This is a genomic window from Sphingomonas sp. SAFR-052, assembly GCF_051965015.1.
GTDB lineage: Bacteria > Pseudomonadota > Alphaproteobacteria > Sphingomonadales > Sphingomonadaceae > Sphingomonas.
The window spans coordinates 211986-228730 of the sequence record NZ_JBQCMO010000004.1 but is presented as its reverse complement, the minus strand read 5'-3'; the positions used below and the strand labels follow the sequence as shown (position 1 = coordinate 228730).

The window sequence follows — 16745 nt, the reverse complement described above, 5'->3', positions numbered from 1 at the left end:
CCGATGCCCGGCGGGGCGCGCTTCAATCACGCCTGTCCGAACACCCGCGCGAAGATCGTGTCGACATGCTTGTAGTGATAGCCGAGGTCGAAACGGCTCTCGATCTCCTCCGCCGACAGCGCGGCGGCGACGTCCGGATCGGCCTTGAGCAGTTCGAGCAGCGACAATGCGCCGTCCGATTCCCACACTTTCATCGCGTTGCGCTGCACGTAACGGTATGAATCCTCGCGGCTCACCCCCGCCTGGGTCAGCGCCAGCAGCACGCGCTGCGAATGGACCAGCCCGCCCATCTTGTTGAGATTCTTCTCCATCCGCGCCGGATAGACGACCAGCTTGTCGATCACGCCGGTCAGGCGGGCGAGCGCGAAGTCGAGCGTGATTGTCGCGTCAGGGCCGATGTACCGCTCGACCGACGAATGCGAGATGTCGCGCTCATGCCACAAGGCGACATTCTCCAGCGCCGGGGTCACGTAACCGCGGACCATGCGGGCGAGGCCGGTCAGATTCTCGGTCAGCACCGGGTTGCGCTTGTGCGGCATCGCCGACGACCCCTTCTGCCCCGGCGAGAAATATTCCTCGGCCTCCAGCACTTCGGTGCGCTGCAGATGGCGGATTTCGGTCGCCAGCCGCTCGATCGACCCGGCGATCACGCCCAGCGTCGCGAAGTACATGGCGTGACGGTCGCGCGGAATGACCTGCGTCGACACCGGCTCGACGGTCAGCCCCATCTTCTCGGCGACATGTTCCTCGACCCGCGGGTCGATGTTCGCGAACGTCCCCACCGCGCCCGAAATCGCACAGGTCGCCACTTCCGCCCGCGCATTCTTCAGCCGGGTGCGGCAGCGATCGAACTCGGCATAGGCCTGCGCCAGCTTCAGCCCGAACGTCACCGGCTCGGCATGGATGCCGTGGCTGCGGCCGATCGTTGGGGTCAGCTTGTGTTCGCGTGCGCGCCGCTCGATCACCGCCAGCAGCTTGTCGAGATCGGCGAGCAATATGTCCGACGCGCGCGCCAGCTGCACCGCCAGACAGGTGTCGAGCACGTCCGAACTGGTCATCCCCTGATGCAGGAACCGCGCTTCCGGCCCGGTCCGCTCCGATACATGCGTCAGGAACGCGATGACGTCATGCTTCGTCTCCGCCTCGATCGCGTCGATCCGCGCGACGTCGAAATCGGCGTCGTTCATCGCCCAGATCTTCTCGGCGGCTTCCTTTGGCACCACGCCGAGCTCGGCCAGTGCGTCGGTCGCATGCGCCTCGATCTCGAACCAGATGCGGAATCGCGACTGCGGCTCCCACAGGGCGGTCATTTCGGGGCGGGAATAGCGCGGAATCATGGGCGAGCCTTTCAAAACGGGCGAACGGTTGGCCGCGCCCTAGCAACAAGTCGCGGACGAATCGAGCCTGTCCTGCGATAGACGAGATGCGAAAGGGGGTTCAATCGAACCTGAAACGACCTAGATAGTTTGTGTCATCGCACAGTCGTTCGAACGTTGTTTGGACAGGCTGGATGAAAGACCGAAGCAATCCGAAAGGAGAAATTCGATGATGAAGCGTATTCTTCTCGCCAGTGCCGTTCTGATGTCGACCCCGGCATTTGCGCAGGACGCTGCACCGGCGCAGACCACTGCCCCGACCGCGCAGACGGTACCCGCCGAACCGGCGACGACTGCGACTGATCCGGCGGCGACCGCGACACAGGCGGCCCCGGCCGATCCGTCGACGCAGACCGCACAGACCACCGCCGAAGCAGGCCAGCCCGCCAGCGGCACGCAGATCGCACAGATCGTCGAGGCCGAATTCCCGAAATACGACAAGGACGGGAAGGGGCAGTTGAGCGAGCAGCAGTTCGGCGAATGGATGGTCGCGCTGCGCTCGGCGAGCGAACCCGGCGTGACCGCCGAGAAGCCCGAGGTCAAGAAGTGGGTGAAGCAAGCGTTCGCGCAGGCCGACAAGGACAAGTCCAAGGCGGTTTCGAAGGCCGAGCTGACCAGCTTCCTCAGCCAAAGCGCCTAATCGCTGAACGCTGATATCGATACGACCGCCGGGAGCGATCCCGGCGGTCGTTTTTTGTTCCGACCGCGCCCGACCGAGATCGCATCAAACGAAGAAGTTGGTTCACGCGGAGGCGCGAAGGGATCGCGCACCGGGCAGGCTGACCGCGACCGGGAGACCATTCTGCCCGTTGCAACCGGAATAAAGGCCGTTGACGCGGATGACGTCCCCCCGAGCGCAACCGCTTCGCGCCTCCGCGTGAACCCACTTCTTCTTCTAAACCCAGACTACCGGACCCGAGCCGGATTCCCCACCACCGTAGCGCCCGCCGGTACATCGCGGGTCACCACCGACCCGGCGCCGATGATCGCATCGTCGCCGATCGTAACCCCCGGCAGCAGCAACGCCCCACCGCCGATCCACACATTCGCCCCGATCACGATCGGCCGCCCGAATTCCAGCATCTGCGCCCGCACCGTCGGATCGCGCGGATGGTCGGCGGTCAGGATCTGCACGCCCGGCCCGATCTGCGTCTTCGCCCCGATCGTCACCGCGCACACGTCGAGGATGACGCAGCCATAGTTCAGGAACACGCCCTCGCCGATGGTGATGTTATAGCCGTAATCGACATGGAAGGGCGGACGGATGACAACCCCGTCGCCGACCGCGCCCAGCCCCTCGCGCAACAACGCCAGCTGCTCGCCGCGGTCGGCCGCGATCCGCGCATTATACCGGTCCATCCACCGCGCCGCCGCCATGACATCGGCGACCAGTTCGGGATCGCCCGCGTCATACAATTCGCCGGCGATCATCTTCTGCTTGTTCGATGTCATAGCATTCCCTGTGCGCGCAGGCTCGTATGTCCCTTCGCGCCGATGATGAGGTGGTCGTGGACGGTGATCCCCAGCGGCTTGCCCGCGGCGGCGATCTGTCGCGTCAGGTCGATATCGGCTCGGCTGGGGCTATGGTCGCCGCTCGGATGGTTGTGGACCAGGATCAGCGCCGCCGATCCCAGGTCGAGCGCGCGGTGGATCACCTCGCGCGTATAGAGCGGCGCTTCGTCGAGCGTCCCCTCCGCCACCAGTTCGTCGCGGATCAACAAATTGCGGGTGTTGAGATGCAGCACCCGGATCCGCTCGACCGCCTGATGCGCCATGTCGGCATGGAGGTAATCGAGCAGCGCCTGCCAGTTCGACAGCACCGGCCGCACCAGAACCTGCGCCTGCAACATCCGCGTCGCCGCGCACTGCGCGATGCGGATCGCGGCGACCGCGGTATCGCCCATGCCGCCGACCTTGCCGAGCGCCGCCGGATCGGCCGACAGCAACCCGCCGATCCCGCCGAATTCATGCAGCAGCGTCTTGGCCAGCGGCTTGGTATCGCGCCGCGGAATGGCGAGCGTCAGCAGATATTCGATCAGCTCATGATCGAGCAGCGCCTCCCCACCATGTTCCAGCAACCGCCCCCGCAGGCGCGCACGGTGGCCGGTGCCGTCGGTGTCGGGCGGGGCGGTCATCGCGACTGCCTACCCTATCGGGTGCGATGGGGCGAGGGGCTCAATCCTCGCTCGCCCCACGCCGATCGTCCTCCGACGGGGTGTAATCGAGAATGTCGCCCGGCGTGCAGTCGAGATAGTGGCAGATCGCCGCCAGCGTCGCGAAGCGCACCCCCTTCACCTTGCCCGATTTCAGCAGCGACAGGTTCGATTCGGTGATGCCGATCGCCTCGGCCAGTTCCTTCGAGCGTATCTTCCGCCGCGCCAGCATCACGTCGAGATTGACGACGACCGGCATCAGACGAAATCGGCCAGTTCGCGCTCGGCGCGGATGCCCGCCTCCAATGCCCAGATGGTTGCGTAAGCGGCCATCGCCAGCATCAGTCCAATGCCGATATCGGCAAAATCGACCGTGATGTACCAGTATCCGCCGGACGGCGTGCCCAGTGACAACAGGCTGGCCCGCAAGCTGGCCGATACGGGCTGTGCGATGGCCCAGACGATCGCCGCCAGCGACGCTCGCCGAAGCCATGGTAGCGCGCGACCCAACGGGTTGCGGCTGCGACGACCCAGGTGACGCAGTGCTGCGCCGACGCCCAGCAGTAACAGGGCGAACGGCGCGGAACCGATCAGGACGACACCGAGCAGTCCGGCCCGTACGATCGGGCGCGAGACGTGCGCCGAAAGCCGTCGTTCCGCTTCCGGCGATGCGGCAACCTTCAGCCTTTCGTCATTATCCAACATTCCGGCGGGGTCACTACGCCAGCGGCATCCGGTTTTGCAGTCGAACACGGGCGCCGGCCACAGGCTGATAACGAATGCCTCCGCCACGTTGCAGATCGCGAGAAACAGAAACACCGCCCCCGCGATCCGACAGAGCCGCGCCTTTCGCGGCGAAAGCTGGTACTTGTCCAACAGCAAGCTCTTTCTGTTTTACAGCAACTATTGTCGATGATACGACATCGGCAACGGCGAAGCGACTGCCGTTTGCGGGAAGGGGTTCGGATGATTCGGTTGCAAAAGGGCGTCCTGGGCGCCGTGTTGGCGCTCGTCTCCACGACAGCGATGGCGCAGGAGCGACCGGAAGCGGCCGTCCCCCGCGAAGCGGCGGAGGTTGCGGTGGGGGTGCTGCATCACGGCACCAACTTCCACCCGCTAGGCGAGAAGTTGATCTTCGACTTGCCCGACCTGCCGCCGGGCGAGTTCTATGAAGGGTCGGAGGAGGACGGCACGGTAGACGTGCAGATCGTCTATCGCACCGCGCCGCTGCGTATCCTGCTCAAGCCGCGCCTGACGGCCAAGGCGCAGATCAATACCGGCGGGCGCACCAGCTTCTTCAGCGCCGGTGCCGAATGGCGGCAGCATATCCTACGCGGCCGGATCTATGGACAGGTCGGGATCGGCGTGACGGCGATCGACGGCTACCGCTTCACGCCCGACCCGTTCCAGCCGGGCATTTCCGACGAAGAGGCATGGCGTCGCTACGACATTTATCGTCGGCGCACGTCGTTCGGGTCGAAAATCCTGTTCAATCCCAATGCATCGATCGGCGTGCGCGTCGACCGGCGCTGGGCGGTCGAGCTGGCATGGGAACATTACAGCCACCGCCAGATCTTTTCCGACACCAATCCGGGGATCGACAATATCGGCATCCGCCTCGTGCGCAGGCTGGGGCGGTGATGCTCGCCTTTCTCGCCGCCCTGATGCTGGCGCAGACCGCGTCGCCAACGCCATCACCCGATGACGATATCGTGGTGATCGGCGAACGACTCCGCAAGATACGGGTAACGGCCAAACGCGATCGCCGGACAGGCGCCAAGCGTTGTGTGTTGAAGGGGTCTACCGCTGATCCGCAACTCGATACGGGCATCTGCCAGACATATCTCGCCTGCCTACCCACGGCGCGGACTCCAGAGGAGTTGGAGGCATGCATGCGCCCCCCGCTCGAACTGGAAGTGAAAGCTTGGCGGGAACGGCGCAAGGCGGCGATCCAGACGCGCTGACCATCGGCGTCCTTTCCCTCTCCCGGCGGGAGAGGGAGGGAGCGGCGCAGCCGCGGAAGGGTGAGGGCGACCAACGCCGACCGGATCCACGCCTACGCCACCTCGTCCCGCCGCAGCGTCAGCACCTCGACCCCGTCCGCCGTCACCGCGACCGTATGCTCGAACTGCGCCGACAGCTTCCCGTCGCCGGTCACGACGGTCCAGCCATCCTCCTCGGTCTCCACGCGCCGCGTGCCCTGATTGACCATCGGTTCGATGGTGAAGGTCATGCCCTCGCGCAGCCGCACGCCCTTGCCCGGCTTGCCGAAGTTCATGACCTCGGGCGCCTCGTGCATTTCGCGGCCGATGCCGTGACCGCAATATTCGCGGACCACCGAATAGCCGTGCTTCTTGGCATGGCGTTCGATCGCGAAGCCGATATCGCCCAGATGCGCGCCGGGCTTCACTTGGGCAATGCCCTGCCACATCGCCTCCTGCGCGACCTTGACCAGCCGCCGCGCTGCCGGCGCGACCTCGCCGACCAGATAGGTCTTGCTCGAATCGGCGATGAATCCGTTCTTTTCCAACGTGATGTCGAGGTTGATGATGTCGCCGTCGCGCACGATCGTGTCGGCATCGGGCACGCCGTGGCACACGACCTGATTGATCGAGCAGTTCAGCACGAACTTGAAGCCATATTGCCCCTTGCTCGCGGGCCGCGCGGCAAGGTCGTGCGTGATGAAGCGTTCGACCAGATCGTTGATCGCCAGCGTCGACATGCCGGCCAGGTTCGTCGCGTCGAGCATCTCGAACACGCGCGCCAGCAGCCTGCCTGAAATCCGCATCAGCGCCAGTTCGTCGGGGGTCTTGACCATATCAGGCGGCGATCGCGTCGGCGGGCGGGGTCTGCACCGCGGCCAGTTCGGCACGGATGATCTCGGTAAAAGGTAGCGTCGGGTTCGCTTCGGCCAACATGCCGATCTTCATCCAAAATTCGGCCTGTGCGTTGATCGACCGGCACATCACCGCGCTCGCCCTGCGAACTTCGGCGTGCAAATCGTCGTCGATCTTCACGATCCCCATGGCCGTTGCTCCTCCTGGTGTTCAATACGAACCATATATGGTCCGTATAGTGGTGGGTCAATCCGGGCCATTCGCTACGTGTAACCTTCGCCAACTTCCGTTGCGCAGCCGGAACCGTTTCGCGCCTCTCGCGCTTGACCCCGGCGGGCCGAACCGCGACCAACGGGACGAAGTAGCGGAGTAGGTGGTCTGGGCGACGACGACGATCGGGCGGAACGGGCCGAAGCGTCGCCGCGCCGTGCCGGTCGCAGGCGGCGTCGCTTCGTACGGGTGCTGTTGGTCGTCTGCCTGATCGTCCTCGCCCTGGCGGCGCTGCTCTGGACCCAGCGGCGCTCGATCGCCGACGATATCGTCCGCCGCGAACTCGAACGCCGCGGCGTCACCGCCCGCTACCGCGTCGCCGAAATCGGCCTCGGCCGGCAGCGGCTCGTCGACGTCGTGCTCGGCAATCCCGCTGCGCCCGACCTGATCGCCGACTGGGTGGAGATCGATACCAAGGTCGGCCTGAACGGCGCGCAGGTCACCGGCGCGCGGGTTGGGCAGGCGCGGCTGCGCGCCACGCTGCGCCCCGATGGCACCGTCTCGTTCGGGCAGATCGATCGCCTGCTCCCGCCGCCCTCGGGCAAACCGTTCGCACTACCCGATTTCGACGTCGCGGTCGATGACGGCCGCATCCGCCTCACCACCCCCTATGGCCTGATCGGGGCCAAGCTCGCCGGGCGCGGCAACCTCGCCAACGGGTTCGTCGGGCAGCTGGCGGCGGTATCCGAACGCCTGTCGCTGAACGGCTGCGGCATCGACCGGCTGGCGCTCAACGTCTCGCTGCGCACCGCTACCACCGGTCCGTCGCTGACCGGCCCGGTCCGCGCGCGACAGGCCGCGTGCGGCGATGTGCGACTGGCATCGCCGGTCGTCCGCCTCGACGCGAAACTTGGCCCCGCTTTCGATCGCTGGCAGGGGCAGGCGGAGGTCGCCGCCGAAGCCATCGCCGCGCCGCAGACCCGGGTCGCCGCCCTGTCGGGTACGATCGGCTTCACCGGCACTGGCAGGGGCACGCACGGCTCCCTCGACTTAGCTTCGGGCCGGTTCGACCTGCCGCAACTCGACGGGGCAGGGCTGTCGATCGCCGGCCGCTACGAAGTCGGTGGCGTCCCGGCTTTCGAAGGGCGCGTCGGCGCACGCGGCGCCCGGCTCGACGACGCCCTGATCCGCCGCATCGAAGCGACCGGCAGTGCTGCCGATGGCCTGCCAGTCGCGCCGTTGCTGCAAGCCGCCACGCGCGCCGCCGGGCAGGCCGCCCGCCGCTTCGACCTGTCTGCGGAGGTCGCCGCACGGCCGCTGGGGGCGCGAATCGATCGGCTGGCCTTCGTTGCCGCCAACGGTGCCCGCGCGACGCTGCGCGACGGGCCGGTGCGCTGGGTATCGGGCAGGGGCGCGACGCTGAACGGCACGCTGGCGATGGGCGGCGGCGGACTGCCGGCGGCGAGCATCCGTCTGTCACATGCCGGGCCGGGGGCGCCGGTCGCCGGCACCGCCGTCGTCGAGCCATACGTCGCAGGCGACGCGCGCCTTGCCCTAGCTCCGATCCGTTTCCGCACCGCCGGCAGCGGCGCGACCCAAATCGAGACACGTGCCGAACTCAGCGGCCCGCTCGGCGACGGTCGTGTTGACCGGCTTGCGCTGCCGATCGATGCGCGCTGGGATGGCGGTGGGCGGCTGACGGTCAATGCCGATTGCGAACCCATCGCCTTCGATCGGCTGCGCGTTTCGGCGCTCGATCTCGACGCCACCCGCTTGCGGCTATGCCCGCACGATGGCGGCATGCTGCGGGTGGCGAACGGTCGGGTCGGTGGTGGCGTCGCCATCGGTACGACGCGGTTGCAGGGGCGGCTCGGCAGTACCCCGGTGACGCTCGCGGCGGCTAGCGGGCGCTTCGGTCTGGCCGACATGGGCTTCGCACTGGATGGCGTTAAGGCCCGGCTCGGCAACCCCGAACGGGTCAGCATTCTCGATATCGGCACGCTGACCGGCCGCGTTTCGAACGGCACCGTCACCGGCCGCTTCGACCGGGGTGAGGGGCAGATCGGCAATGTGCCGCTACTGATTCGCGACGCGTTCGGCGACTGGAAGCTGGCGGGCGGGGTGCTGTCGCTGAACGGCGATGTCGGCGTCCGCGATGCTGCAACCGAACCCCGTTTCGAACCGCTGCGCAGCGACGATTTCCGCCTGACGCTGAACGGCAACGATATCCGCGCGGCCGGCATGCTGAAACACCCGACCAAGGGCGTGAAGGTCAGCGACGTGACCATCGTCCACGACCTTGCCACCGGCCGTGGCGATGCCGTGCTCGACGTCCCCGGCATTACATTCGGCGATTCGTTCCAGCCCAACGACCTGACCCGCCTGACCTTTGGCGTCATTGCCGATGTGAAGGGCAGCGTGTCTGGTCGCGGCGATATCGCATGGAGCCCCGAAGGCGTCACCAGCACCGGCATTTTCCGCACCGCCGGCACCGATCTCGCCGCCGCCTTCGGCCCGGTCACCGGCCTATCGGGCGAGATCCGCTTCACCGACCTCCTCGGGCTCGTCAGCGCGCCGGGACAGGTGGCGACGATCGCCGAGGTCAATCCCGGCATCGCGGTCACCGACGGCGTCGTCCGCTACCGCCTGATCGAGGGGCAGCGCGTGCAGATCGAGGGCGGACGCTGGCCGCTCGGCGGGGGCGAGATGATCCTCGAACCGACCATCCTCGATTTCGCCGAGGACCAGGAACGGCGCATGACCTTCCGGGTGAAGGGCGTCGATGGCGGACTGTTCCTGCAACAGTTCGCGTTCGACAATCTCAATGCCTCGGGGACGTTCGACGGGGTGCTGCCGATGATCTTCGATGCGAGCGGCGGCCGGATCGGAGGGGGCAGGCTGCAATCGCGGGGCGCCGGCAACCTGTCCTATGTCGGCGAGGTGTCGAAGGAGGATGTCGGCTTCTGGGGCAACCTCGCATTCCAGGCGCTGAAGTCGATGAACTATCGCGGACTGACGATCGAAATGGACGGGCCGCTGGCGGGCGAGATGGTGACCGCGATCCGCTTCTCCGGGGTCAGCCAGGGGCAGGGGACGTACAGCAATTTCCTGATCCGCCGACTGGCGCGCTTGCCCTTCGTCTTCAACGTGCGGATCAAGGCGCCCTTCCGCCAACTGATCGATTCGGTGCAGAATTATTACGACCCGAAACGGCTGATCGAACGCAACCTGCCCGCGCTCCAGGCCGAACAGCGCCGCCGCGAACAGGGCTTGCCACCGGCACCGCTCGATACCACCATTCAGCCTTCCGAAAGCGAGACCGTGCCATGACGCGAACCGTGACGATGCTGCGATCCCTGACGATCGGCGCCGCTTCCTGCGCGGCGGCCGGGTGCGTGAACGTCTCCGCACCCGACAAGCCGATCGTCATCAACTTGAACATCAACATCACGCAGGAAGTGGTGTACCGTCTTGATGGAGAAGCGAAGACGCTGATCCAGGACAATCCGGGGATATTCTGACCATGCATGCTTTCGTGAAATACGGCCTCGCTGCAGCCGCCATCGTCGCGGTCGCCGGGATTGCCGGCACCGCATGGGCACAGCGCGACCCCGCCTATCAGGCTGCACGCGCTGCCGGCCAAGTTGGCGAACAGCCCGATGGCTATCTGGGCGTGGTGGGCGCGGGGACGCCCGAGCTTCGTGCGCTGGTCGCGAACATCAATATCCAGCGCAAGGCAGCGTATACGCGCGGCGCGCAGTCGGGCGCGACGGTAGAGCAGTTCGCGTTCGTATCGGGCTGCAACCTGATCGCGCAGACCAAGCCGGGCGAGAAGTACAAGACGCCGGGTGGCGCGTGGGAAACCCGCGGCAATGGCCCCCCGGAGCGCGATCCGCGCTGCGTGTGAGGGTTGAAAATTGGCGATCTATAAGTTATATATTGGTTGCTGAGTCAGAAGTTCGTTGAACTCGTCTCCGACCCCGGTTGTGTCCGCAACCGGGGTCTTTTCGTTTGGGGACCGAGTGTCCGCTCGGCCCCCTCCCGTCGCTACTTGGAGCGAGTGACCTCGATGATTTTGATCACCAAGGTCATGAAAGCCATCATCAGCATAGCGATGCCGATAATGACCATTGCTGAGTCATGGTCCGTTGTCCTCACCTCCTCTGCGACCGACGTGTCGGTCGCGCATCCGGTGTAGCCGCGATTTGCGGAGATGGAAGTCGACGAAGAGGTGGAAGGCGCGCTGCCGTCATCCTCCGTTCATTGTCCCGAAAGGTTTCGGCGCGAACGCTATGGTTGACTCGAAACCGTCACCTTCCTAAAGCGCGCCTGCCTTGGCGGGCTCGCCATCCGGCGGATTCCGGCCCGGCCTGTGCAGGTCCAGGGAGGAAGCATGGCGGAGAACGAGCCCGGACTAGACCCCTTGCCCGAAGACGCCCGGATCACCTCGCTCGACGCGCGGCTGAACCAGGCGAAACAGGACGAGGCGATCCGGACCGGTCAGGCGCGTGACGAAGCGGGGGAGAAAAACTACCGCCTCGGCAATCGCGTGCTGGCCGAACTGATCGGCGGAATGGTCGGGGGGGCGGTGATCGGGGGAACCCTCGACTATCTGCTCGGCACCTCGCCTTGGCTCCTGCTCGTGTTGCTGACCCTCGGGATCGTCAGCGCGTTCAGGAATATCATCAGGATTTCGAACCGGCGTCCGGACTGAAAGTTTCGGGCGCCTTGGCATATCGGGGCGAAGCGACGTGGCGCAGGCAGGCAAGATCGATCCGATGCACCAGTTCGAGGTGCAGACGATCTTCAACATTCCGCTCGGCGATACCGTCCTGCCGTTCACCAATTCGGCACTGTGGATGATCGTCGCGGCGGTCGCGCTGTTCGTGTTCATGATCGGCGGCATGAAGCAGCAGCAGGTGCCCGGTCGCTGGCAGATGGCGGTCGAGGGCTTCACCGGCTTCATCGACAAGCTGCTGGCCGCCAATATCGGGCATGAGGGGCGCAAGTACCTGCCCTATGTCTTTTCGCTGTTCATGTTCATCCTGTTCGCGAACGTCGTCGGACTGCTGCCCTTCGGCCTGGTCGGGCTGCACCCGTTCACCGTCACCAGCCACTTCACGGTGACCGGCGTCCTCGCCATCGCCAGCTTCTCGATCGTGCTGATCGTCGGCCTGTTCAAGCACGGCCTGCGCTTCTTCAGCCTGTTCGCGCCCAAGGGCACGCCGATCCCGGTGCTGCTGCTGGTCGCGCCGATCGAGTTCGTGTCGTTCATGGTTCGCCCGTTCAGCCTCGCCCTGCGACTGTTCGTGGCGATGACTGCGGGCCACATTCTGCTGAAGGTGCTGGCGGGCTTCATCATCAATTCGAGCGCCGCCGGTGCGGGCATCGGCGTGCTGGTCAGCGTGCCGAGCTTCGCGCTGATGGTCGGCGTGTCGGCCCTCGAAATGCTGGTCGCCGGCGTGCAAGCCTATGTCTTCGCGCTCTTGACCTCGCTCTACATCAACGATGCCGTGCACCTGCACGACCATCACTGATCCCAACCCAAACACAGTTTTTCCAAGGGAGTTTTCGACATGGAAGCAGACGCCATCAAGTTCCTCGGCGCCGGTCTGGCCGCCATCGGTGCCGGCCTCGCGGCACTCGGCGTGGGCAACGTCTTCGCCGCTTTCCTGCAGGGCGCACTGCGCAACCCGTCGGCCGCTGCCAGCCAGCAGGGCAACATGTTCATCGGCTTCGCCGCCGCCGAACTTCTGGGCCTGCTGGCGTTCGTCGTCGCGGTGCTGCTGATCTTCGTCGCGTAACTGCGTGACGCCCGGCGCGGGGGTTTGCCCGCGCCGGACTTCCGGCCCTTGACGGGCCGGTTTCGGCCGGGCGATGGCGTCCGGTCGACCAGACCAATACGGGACGTTTCATGCCGCAAATCGAGCAGCTCGCCGCGACCTGGGGGTCGCAGGTCTTCTGGCTGGTGCTGACCTTCGGCATCGTGTTCCTGGTCGTCGGCCTCGGCATGGTGCCCAAGGTGCAGGGCACCGTCGACAAGCGCGATCAGGGCATCGCTGCCGATCTGGCCGCCGCTGACCAGGCCCGCAATGCCGCCGACGCCACCGAAGCGGCATGGCGTGCCCGCGAAAATGCCAGCCGAGAAGCGGCGCAAAAGCTGCTGGCCGAGGCGCGCGCCAAGGGTGCCGCCGCCGCCGCCGAACGTCTGGCCGCCGCCAACGCCGATGTGCAGGCGCGCGTCGCCCAGGCCGAAGCCGATATCGCCGCCCAGCGCAGCGCGGCGATGGCCGAAGTCGAACAGGTCGCTGCCGAAGCGGCGCAAGCGATCGTCGCTCGCGTGTCGGGCGTTCAGGTCAGCGAACAGGACGCGCAGGGCGCGGTAAGGGCGGTGCTCCATGGCTAATCCCAATGCGGCTGCACATGTCAGCCCGACGCTGAACGAAGCGATCCACGAGGAAGGTCTGCCCAAGACCGGCGTGGATGCGGTCGAGAGCGAGCATGGCAGCACCACCGCCGCCAACCATCCCGATCCGACCGCGCTGGGCCTGGACGGCACGGCGTGGGTCAGTGCGGCGATGCTGCTGTTCCTGATCGTGCTGATCGTGAAGGGCGTGCCGGCAGTGATCGGCCGGCTGCTCGACGGGCAGATCGCGGTGATCCGCACCCGGCTGGACGAGGCGCGCAAGCTGCGGGCCGAGGCCGAGGCGCTGCGTGACGAGTACACCGCGAAGATCGCCGGGATCGAGGCGCAGGCGGCCGAAATGGTCGCCCATGCCGAAGCCGAAGCGCAGGGGCTGCTGGCCAAGGCGGAAGCCGATGCCGCCGATCTGACCCAGCGTCGGGCCAAGATGGCGACCGACAAGATCGCCGCCGCCGAGCGCGCTGCCATCGCCGAGGTCCGCGCGACCGCCGCCGATGCCGCCGCAAAGGCTGCGACCGCGTTGATCGCGACGCATTTGTCGGGTGATGCCGATCGCGCGCTAGTCGACCGGACCATCGCCGGTCTGGGTGGCAACCGGCTGAACTAATTGACTTCATCGACGCGGATACGCCGCTCTGCCGAACCGGCAGGGCGGCGTTTCGCGTTTTGGGGTGGCGTCTCTTTCGGGTTTCCGGCGCGCCCTCCCATCACCGAGCCCGCAGGAGAAACGCCATGGCTTGGGCCATATTGGCGGTTGCGGTCGTGTGCGAGATCATCTGGGCGCTGAGCCTGAAATGGGCAGCGGGGCAGGCGACGTTGGTTGCATCCGCCGTGCCGATCACGCTGTCGTTCGTGAACATGGGGCTGCTGGCGCTGGCGATGCGCGGCATTCCGGCAGGAACGGCCTATGCGGTATGGACCGGGCTGGGCGCGGTCGGCGTCATCATCGGCGGGGCGGTGCTGTTCGGCGAGCGGATCGCGCCGTTGCAGGCGGGGTTCATGGTGCTGATCGTGGTCGGGGTGGTCGGCACCAAATTGTTCGCGCAGGGGTGAGCGAAGGTGACGAAGGTTACACCTGTGCGACGCTCGAAAGGTCCGGATGTCCGGTCATGTCAAAGAACGTCGCGAGTTTAGGGCGAGGGTTCGGTGTAGGAAAGCAGCGAATTTAGCTGCGTGATTACAGGTGGATAGCGGTGTTCCTTTGCGTCATTCGTCTCGGGTAAGGCGTCGTCCGCCGCCTTCGGGCGCAATGCCAAGCTGACGTTCGGCGGCGGAAGTTGACACGGACGTGGCGCGTTGACCGCGTGCCGGGCGATCCGTCATGCTCGACCCCCAAGCGGGAGGGCGGGTCGATGCGGTGGCGGGCAGGTATCTGGGGCGTCACGGTGCTGCTTGCGGCGTGCGGTAGCACGACCCCGACGAAGCAAGACACGGTCCTCTATGATGTGGAACCGTCTTTCGAAATGGCGGTCGCGGCGAAGGGCGGCCCGCAAATCGCCTATCGCTATACCATCGGCTATGCCTTTGACCGGCCGACCGTCGCGGCGGTGCAGGGCCGGCAACTCGCGCTTTGCCGGCAGTTGGGGACCGCGCGCTGCCTGATCGTCAATTCGACGCTCAACACGCCGGGACCGGGTGAGCATGTCGTCTCGGACGAAGCGGTACTGATGATCGATGCCCGGCAGGCGGAGGCGGCCATCCGCCGGTTCGACGCGATCGCTACCGCCGAGGGCGCCCGCCCGTCGCGCCGCGAAGTCGCGGCCGAGGACGTGACCCGGCAGGTGATCGATGCCGAAGCCGCCGTGCGCGCCAAACAGGCGCTCGCCGAGCGACTGCTGACGATCATCCGGTCGGGCAATGGCAAGGTCGGCGAACTGGTCGCGGCCGAGAGCGCCTATGCCAAGACCAATGAGGAACTGGAGGCGGCCAGGGCGACCCGCGCGGCGCTGGCGCAGCGTGTCGCGATGTCGGAAATTACCATCCGCTATGCGTTCGACGACACGCCGGGCGGGACGTCGCCGGTGCGGGCGAGTATCGCCGATGCCGGGCAGACGCTGTCGACCAGCGTCGCGGCGCTGGTGACGTTTCTGGTCGCGGCGCTGCCATGGGTGGTGGTCGGGTTACCGTTGTTGTGGGGATTGCGGCGACTGGCGCGGCGGCGCGGCTGGCGCTTGCCGTGGCGGCGGAGGGTCGATCCGGCGGGTATGGAGAAGGTCGGGCAGGATTGACGTGATCTAAAGCGGGTCGCGACTGGTCCGGGCATCGGATTAGATTTGATCGGTGCCTTTGCGAACGTCTGCTGTATCCCCGCGCGGGCGGGGACCCAGGGTGTCACACGCAAGCTTTGGTTTTGCTTGGCCCTGGACCCCCGCCTTCGCGGGGGCACATTAGGGTTCGGCGACAGGTAGAGGATGTTCGTAGGTCTCGCCTGCGGCGGGCCAGCCATGTGCTGCGCTATACAGGCACGTTGCGCCGTGGGTTGAACCCGATCCGGGCGGTGCATTTGCGACCGAAGGCGAAGCGGCGGGGCTTCGGATGGAGATCGCGATTAAGATCACGCAGGTCTTGCAGCGGGACCCGCACCGAGACAACCGACAACCGATCCACTCCGGCCGTTACCGCTAACAGAATCGTTGGACAAGCGGCACGACCGCGCGGATACTCGCCTGATAACAAAGGGAGAGGATGGTCATGCTGGGTAGGAAACAGGTGCGTCTGCGGCAGTTGGCGTGGATCGTCGGCGGGGCGATGATCGCGGTGGCGACGCCGGTGCTGGCGCAGAGCGACAAGATGGAGCCGATCGCGATTCCCGCGCAGCCGAACGCGATCCCGCTCAAGACGGGGACGCTGCCCGACGCCAAGGCGCGCGAGGCATGGCATCAGCAATATGGCAGCGTGTTCGCGCGCAACGTCACCGACGCAACGCTGACGCCGTTCCTGCCCGATCCGGCCAAGGCGAATGGCACGGCGGTGATCGTCGCGCCGGGCGGCGGATTCCGCACGCTGTCGATGCAGAATGAGGGCTGGGACGTGGCCAAGGCACTGGCCGCGCGCGGCGTGGCGGCGTTCGTGCTGAAATACCGGCTGAACCAGACGCCCGCCGACATGGCCGGGTTCGAAAAGTCGATGACGGCGATGTTCTCCGCGACGGCACAGCGGCCGCCGCGGCCGAACCCGGCGGCGGCGGCCAACGCGCTGGCGCCACAGATCGCCGATGCCAATGCCGCCTTCGCATTGGTCCGCTCGCGTGCGGGCGAATGGAAGATCGATCCCAACCGGATCGGCATGATCGGTTTCTCGGCGGGCGCGATGCTGACCATGGCGACGACGCTGTCGTCGAACGAGGCGAAGCCGGCGTTCATCGGCGACATCTATGGCCCGCTGGCGGCGTCGAGCGTGCCGGCCGATGCCCCGCCGCTGTTCGTCGCACTGGCTGCGGACGATCCGTTCTTCGCCAATGGCGGATTCGGGCTGATCGAATCGTGGAAGGCAGCGAAGCGGCCGGTCGAGTTCCACCTGTACGAACAGGGTGGGCACGGGTTCGGCATGTATCAGAAGACGACGACCAGCACCGGGTGGTTCGACGCGTTTGCCAAGTGGATGGAGATGCATGGCTGGATGAAGCGGGGGTAGGGCGCCGGGGGGGGCTTTTCCACCCCTGCAAACGTCCGCCGCGCCGTGTCCCCGCGAAGGCGGGGACGCAGAGCCACATGCGCAATCCTTTGTTCTGCTTGGCCCTGGGCCC

22 protein-coding genes are annotated in these 16745 nt (G+C 66.2%); 15 read left to right on the top strand and 7 right to left on the bottom strand.

Features of this window, described 5'->3' with window-relative positions; translation table 11 throughout:
• Positions 1–26: 26 nt before the first annotated feature.
• The gene (gene purB / locus ACTHQV_RS08920) at positions 27–1337 is read right to left on the bottom strand and encodes an adenylosuccinate lyase (protein ID WP_440489691.1); all 1311 of its coding nucleotides are present in this window, start codon (positions 1335–1337) and stop codon (positions 27–29) included.
• 211 nt (positions 1338–1548) lie between these two features.
• On the opposite strand from purB, the gene ACTHQV_RS08915 reads away from it, so the two are divergent.
• Positions 1549–2016: an EF-hand domain-containing protein gene (locus tag ACTHQV_RS08915; protein WP_440489690.1), complete on the top strand. Its 468-nt coding sequence runs from the start codon at positions 1549–1551 to the stop codon at positions 2014–2016.
• A 266-nt stretch (positions 2017–2282) separates the two neighbouring features.
• Here ACTHQV_RS08915 and ACTHQV_RS08910 read toward each other — a convergent pair whose 3' ends face one another.
• From ACTHQV_RS08910 to ACTHQV_RS08895, 4 genes are read right to left on the bottom strand one after another with little or no spacing between them, the layout of a single operon-like run.
• Positions 2283–2828, bottom strand: coding sequence for a sugar O-acetyltransferase (locus ACTHQV_RS08910; protein WP_440489688.1), 546 nt, complete (start codon positions 2826–2828; stop codon positions 2283–2285).
• A complete protein-coding gene (radC, locus tag ACTHQV_RS08905; protein ID WP_440489686.1) occupies positions 2825–3511 on the bottom strand; it encodes a RadC family protein in 687 nt (228 codons plus the stop codon). Before radC ends, ACTHQV_RS08910 begins: the two co-directional genes overlap by 4 nt.
• Positions 3512–3551: 40 nt before the next feature.
• Positions 3552–3788: a helix-turn-helix domain-containing protein gene (locus ACTHQV_RS08900; RefSeq protein WP_440489685.1), complete on the bottom strand. Its 237-nt coding sequence runs from the start codon at positions 3786–3788 to the stop codon at positions 3552–3554.
• Positions 3788–4405 carry a hypothetical protein gene (locus ACTHQV_RS08895; protein ID WP_440489684.1) on the bottom strand — a complete coding sequence of 206 codons (618 nt, stop codon included), beginning with the start codon at positions 4403–4405 and terminating at the stop codon, positions 3788–3790. The genes ACTHQV_RS08900 and ACTHQV_RS08895 overlap by 1 nt, the downstream gene beginning before the upstream one ends.
• A 90-nt stretch (positions 4406–4495) precedes the next feature.
• Here ACTHQV_RS08895 and ACTHQV_RS08890 point away from each other — a divergent pair, with 90 nt between their 5' ends.
• Together ACTHQV_RS08890 and ACTHQV_RS08885 are read left to right on the top strand one after the other, a co-directional pair.
• Positions 4496–5170, top strand: coding sequence for an acyloxyacyl hydrolase (locus ACTHQV_RS08890; protein WP_440489682.1), 675 nt, complete (start codon positions 4496–4498; stop codon positions 5168–5170).
• Entirely contained in the window at positions 5170–5493 is a 324-nt protein-coding gene (locus tag ACTHQV_RS08885; RefSeq protein ID WP_440489681.1) for a hypothetical protein, read from the top strand. Before ACTHQV_RS08890 ends, ACTHQV_RS08885 begins: the two co-directional genes overlap by 1 nt.
• 92 nt (positions 5494–5585) lie before the next feature.
• On the opposite strand, the gene map is transcribed toward ACTHQV_RS08885, so the two are convergent.
• Entirely contained in the window at positions 5586–6347 is a 762-nt protein-coding gene (gene map, locus ACTHQV_RS08880; protein ID WP_440489680.1) for a type I methionyl aminopeptidase, read from the bottom strand.
• A 1-nt stretch (position 6348) separates the two neighbouring features.
• The gene (locus tag ACTHQV_RS08875) at positions 6349–6555 is read right to left on the bottom strand and encodes a ParD-like family protein (protein WP_440489679.1); all 207 of its coding nucleotides are present in this window, start codon (positions 6553–6555) and stop codon (positions 6349–6351) included.
• A 270-nt stretch (positions 6556–6825) separates the two neighbouring features.
• Here ACTHQV_RS08875 and ACTHQV_RS08870 point away from each other — a divergent pair, with 270 nt between their 5' ends.
• The 12 genes from ACTHQV_RS08870 to ACTHQV_RS08815 all read left to right on the top strand — a co-directional run bounded on the left by ACTHQV_RS08870 (position 6826) and on the right by ACTHQV_RS08815 (position 16633).
• A complete protein-coding gene (locus ACTHQV_RS08870) occupies positions 6826–9906 on the top strand; it encodes an intermembrane phospholipid transport protein YdbH family protein (RefSeq protein WP_440489678.1) in 3081 nt (1026 codons plus the stop codon).
• Positions 9903–10097, top strand: a complete 195-nt coding sequence (locus tag ACTHQV_RS08865) for a YnbE family lipoprotein (protein WP_345876623.1) — start codon at positions 9903–9905, stop codon at positions 10095–10097. Before ACTHQV_RS08870 ends, ACTHQV_RS08865 begins: the two co-directional genes overlap by 4 nt.
• A gap of 2 nt (positions 10098–10099) precedes the next feature.
• Positions 10100–10483 (top strand): YdbL family protein, encoded by a 384-nt coding sequence (locus ACTHQV_RS08860; RefSeq protein ID WP_440489676.1) that lies wholly within the window; start codon positions 10100–10102, stop codon positions 10481–10483.
• A 162-nt stretch (positions 10484–10645) separates the two neighbouring features.
• Positions 10646–10774 (top strand): hypothetical protein, encoded by a 129-nt coding sequence (locus tag ACTHQV_RS08855; RefSeq protein ID WP_440489674.1) that lies wholly within the window; start codon positions 10646–10648, stop codon positions 10772–10774.
• A gap of 195 nt (positions 10775–10969) precedes the next feature.
• Positions 10970–11290: an AtpZ/AtpI family protein gene (locus ACTHQV_RS08850; RefSeq protein ID WP_440489673.1), complete on the top strand. Its 321-nt coding sequence runs from the start codon at positions 10970–10972 to the stop codon at positions 11288–11290.
• Between the two features lie 37 nt (positions 11291–11327).
• Positions 11328–12113 carry a F0F1 ATP synthase subunit A gene (locus tag ACTHQV_RS08845; protein WP_440489671.1) on the top strand — a complete coding sequence of 262 codons (786 nt, stop codon included), beginning with the start codon at positions 11328–11330 and terminating at the stop codon, positions 12111–12113.
• A gap of 39 nt (positions 12114–12152) precedes the next feature.
• Positions 12153–12380: a F0F1 ATP synthase subunit C gene (locus tag ACTHQV_RS08840; protein WP_055998526.1), complete on the top strand. Its 228-nt coding sequence runs from the start codon at positions 12153–12155 to the stop codon at positions 12378–12380.
• A gap of 110 nt (positions 12381–12490) precedes the next feature.
• Positions 12491–12982 (top strand): F0F1 ATP synthase subunit B family protein, encoded by a 492-nt coding sequence (locus tag ACTHQV_RS08835; RefSeq protein WP_440489670.1) that lies wholly within the window; start codon positions 12491–12493, stop codon positions 12980–12982.
• Positions 12975–13607, top strand: coding sequence for a F0F1 ATP synthase subunit B family protein (locus ACTHQV_RS08830; protein WP_440489668.1), 633 nt, complete (start codon positions 12975–12977; stop codon positions 13605–13607). The genes ACTHQV_RS08835 and ACTHQV_RS08830 overlap by 8 nt, the downstream gene beginning before the upstream one ends.
• A gap of 125 nt (positions 13608–13732) precedes the next feature.
• A complete protein-coding gene (locus ACTHQV_RS08825; RefSeq protein WP_440489667.1) occupies positions 13733–14053 on the top strand; it encodes a DMT family transporter in 321 nt (106 codons plus the stop codon).
• A 392-nt stretch (positions 14054–14445) separates the two neighbouring features.
• Positions 14446–15228, top strand: coding sequence for a DUF4349 domain-containing protein (locus ACTHQV_RS08820; RefSeq protein ID WP_440489666.1), 783 nt, complete (start codon positions 14446–14448; stop codon positions 15226–15228).
• A 463-nt stretch (positions 15229–15691) separates the two neighbouring features.
• Positions 15692–16633, top strand: coding sequence for an alpha/beta hydrolase (locus ACTHQV_RS08815; protein ID WP_440489664.1), 942 nt, complete (start codon positions 15692–15694; stop codon positions 16631–16633).
• The last annotated feature ends 112 nt before the right edge of the window (positions 16634–16745 follow it).

Coding starts and splice junctions, on each gene's coding strand:
- purB (WP_440489691.1), bottom strand. CDS start 1,337: ATGATTCCGCGCTATTCCCGCCCCGAAATGACCGCCCTGTGGGAGCCG.
- ACTHQV_RS08915 (WP_440489690.1), top strand. CDS start 1,549: ATGAAGCGTATTCTTCTCGCCAGTGCCGTTCTGATGTCGACCCCGGCA.
- ACTHQV_RS08910 (WP_440489688.1), bottom strand. CDS start 2,828: ATGACATCGAACAAGCAGAAGATGATCGCCGGCGAATTGTATGACGCG.
- radC (WP_440489686.1), bottom strand. CDS start 3,511: ATGACCGCCCCGCCCGACACCGACGGCACCGGCCACCGTGCGCGCCTG.
- ACTHQV_RS08900 (WP_440489685.1), bottom strand. CDS start 3,788: ATGCCGGTCGTCGTCAATCTCGACGTGATGCTGGCGCGGCGGAAGATA.
- ACTHQV_RS08890 (WP_440489682.1), top strand. CDS start 4,496: ATGATTCGGTTGCAAAAGGGCGTCCTGGGCGCCGTGTTGGCGCTCGTC.
- ACTHQV_RS08885 (WP_440489681.1), top strand. CDS start 5,170: ATGCTCGCCTTTCTCGCCGCCCTGATGCTGGCGCAGACCGCGTCGCCA.
- map (WP_440489680.1), bottom strand. CDS start 6,347: ATGGTCAAGACCCCCGACGAACTGGCGCTGATGCGGATTTCAGGCAGG.
- ACTHQV_RS08875 (WP_440489679.1), bottom strand. CDS start 6,555: ATGGGGATCGTGAAGATCGACGACGATTTGCACGCCGAAGTTCGCAGG.
- ACTHQV_RS08865 (WP_345876623.1), top strand. CDS start 9,903: ATGACGCGAACCGTGACGATGCTGCGATCCCTGACGATCGGCGCCGCT.
- ACTHQV_RS08860 (WP_440489676.1), top strand. CDS start 10,100: ATGCATGCTTTCGTGAAATACGGCCTCGCTGCAGCCGCCATCGTCGCG.
- ACTHQV_RS08855 (WP_440489674.1), top strand. CDS start 10,646: ATGATTTTGATCACCAAGGTCATGAAAGCCATCATCAGCATAGCGATG.
- ACTHQV_RS08850 (WP_440489673.1), top strand. CDS start 10,970: ATGGCGGAGAACGAGCCCGGACTAGACCCCTTGCCCGAAGACGCCCGG.
- ACTHQV_RS08840 (WP_055998526.1), top strand. CDS start 12,153: ATGGAAGCAGACGCCATCAAGTTCCTCGGCGCCGGTCTGGCCGCCATC.
- ACTHQV_RS08835 (WP_440489670.1), top strand. CDS start 12,491: ATGCCGCAAATCGAGCAGCTCGCCGCGACCTGGGGGTCGCAGGTCTTC.
- ACTHQV_RS08830 (WP_440489668.1), top strand. CDS start 12,975: ATGGCTAATCCCAATGCGGCTGCACATGTCAGCCCGACGCTGAACGAA.
- ACTHQV_RS08825 (WP_440489667.1), top strand. CDS start 13,733: ATGGCTTGGGCCATATTGGCGGTTGCGGTCGTGTGCGAGATCATCTGG.
- ACTHQV_RS08815 (WP_440489664.1), top strand. CDS start 15,692: ATGCTGGGTAGGAAACAGGTGCGTCTGCGGCAGTTGGCGTGGATCGTC.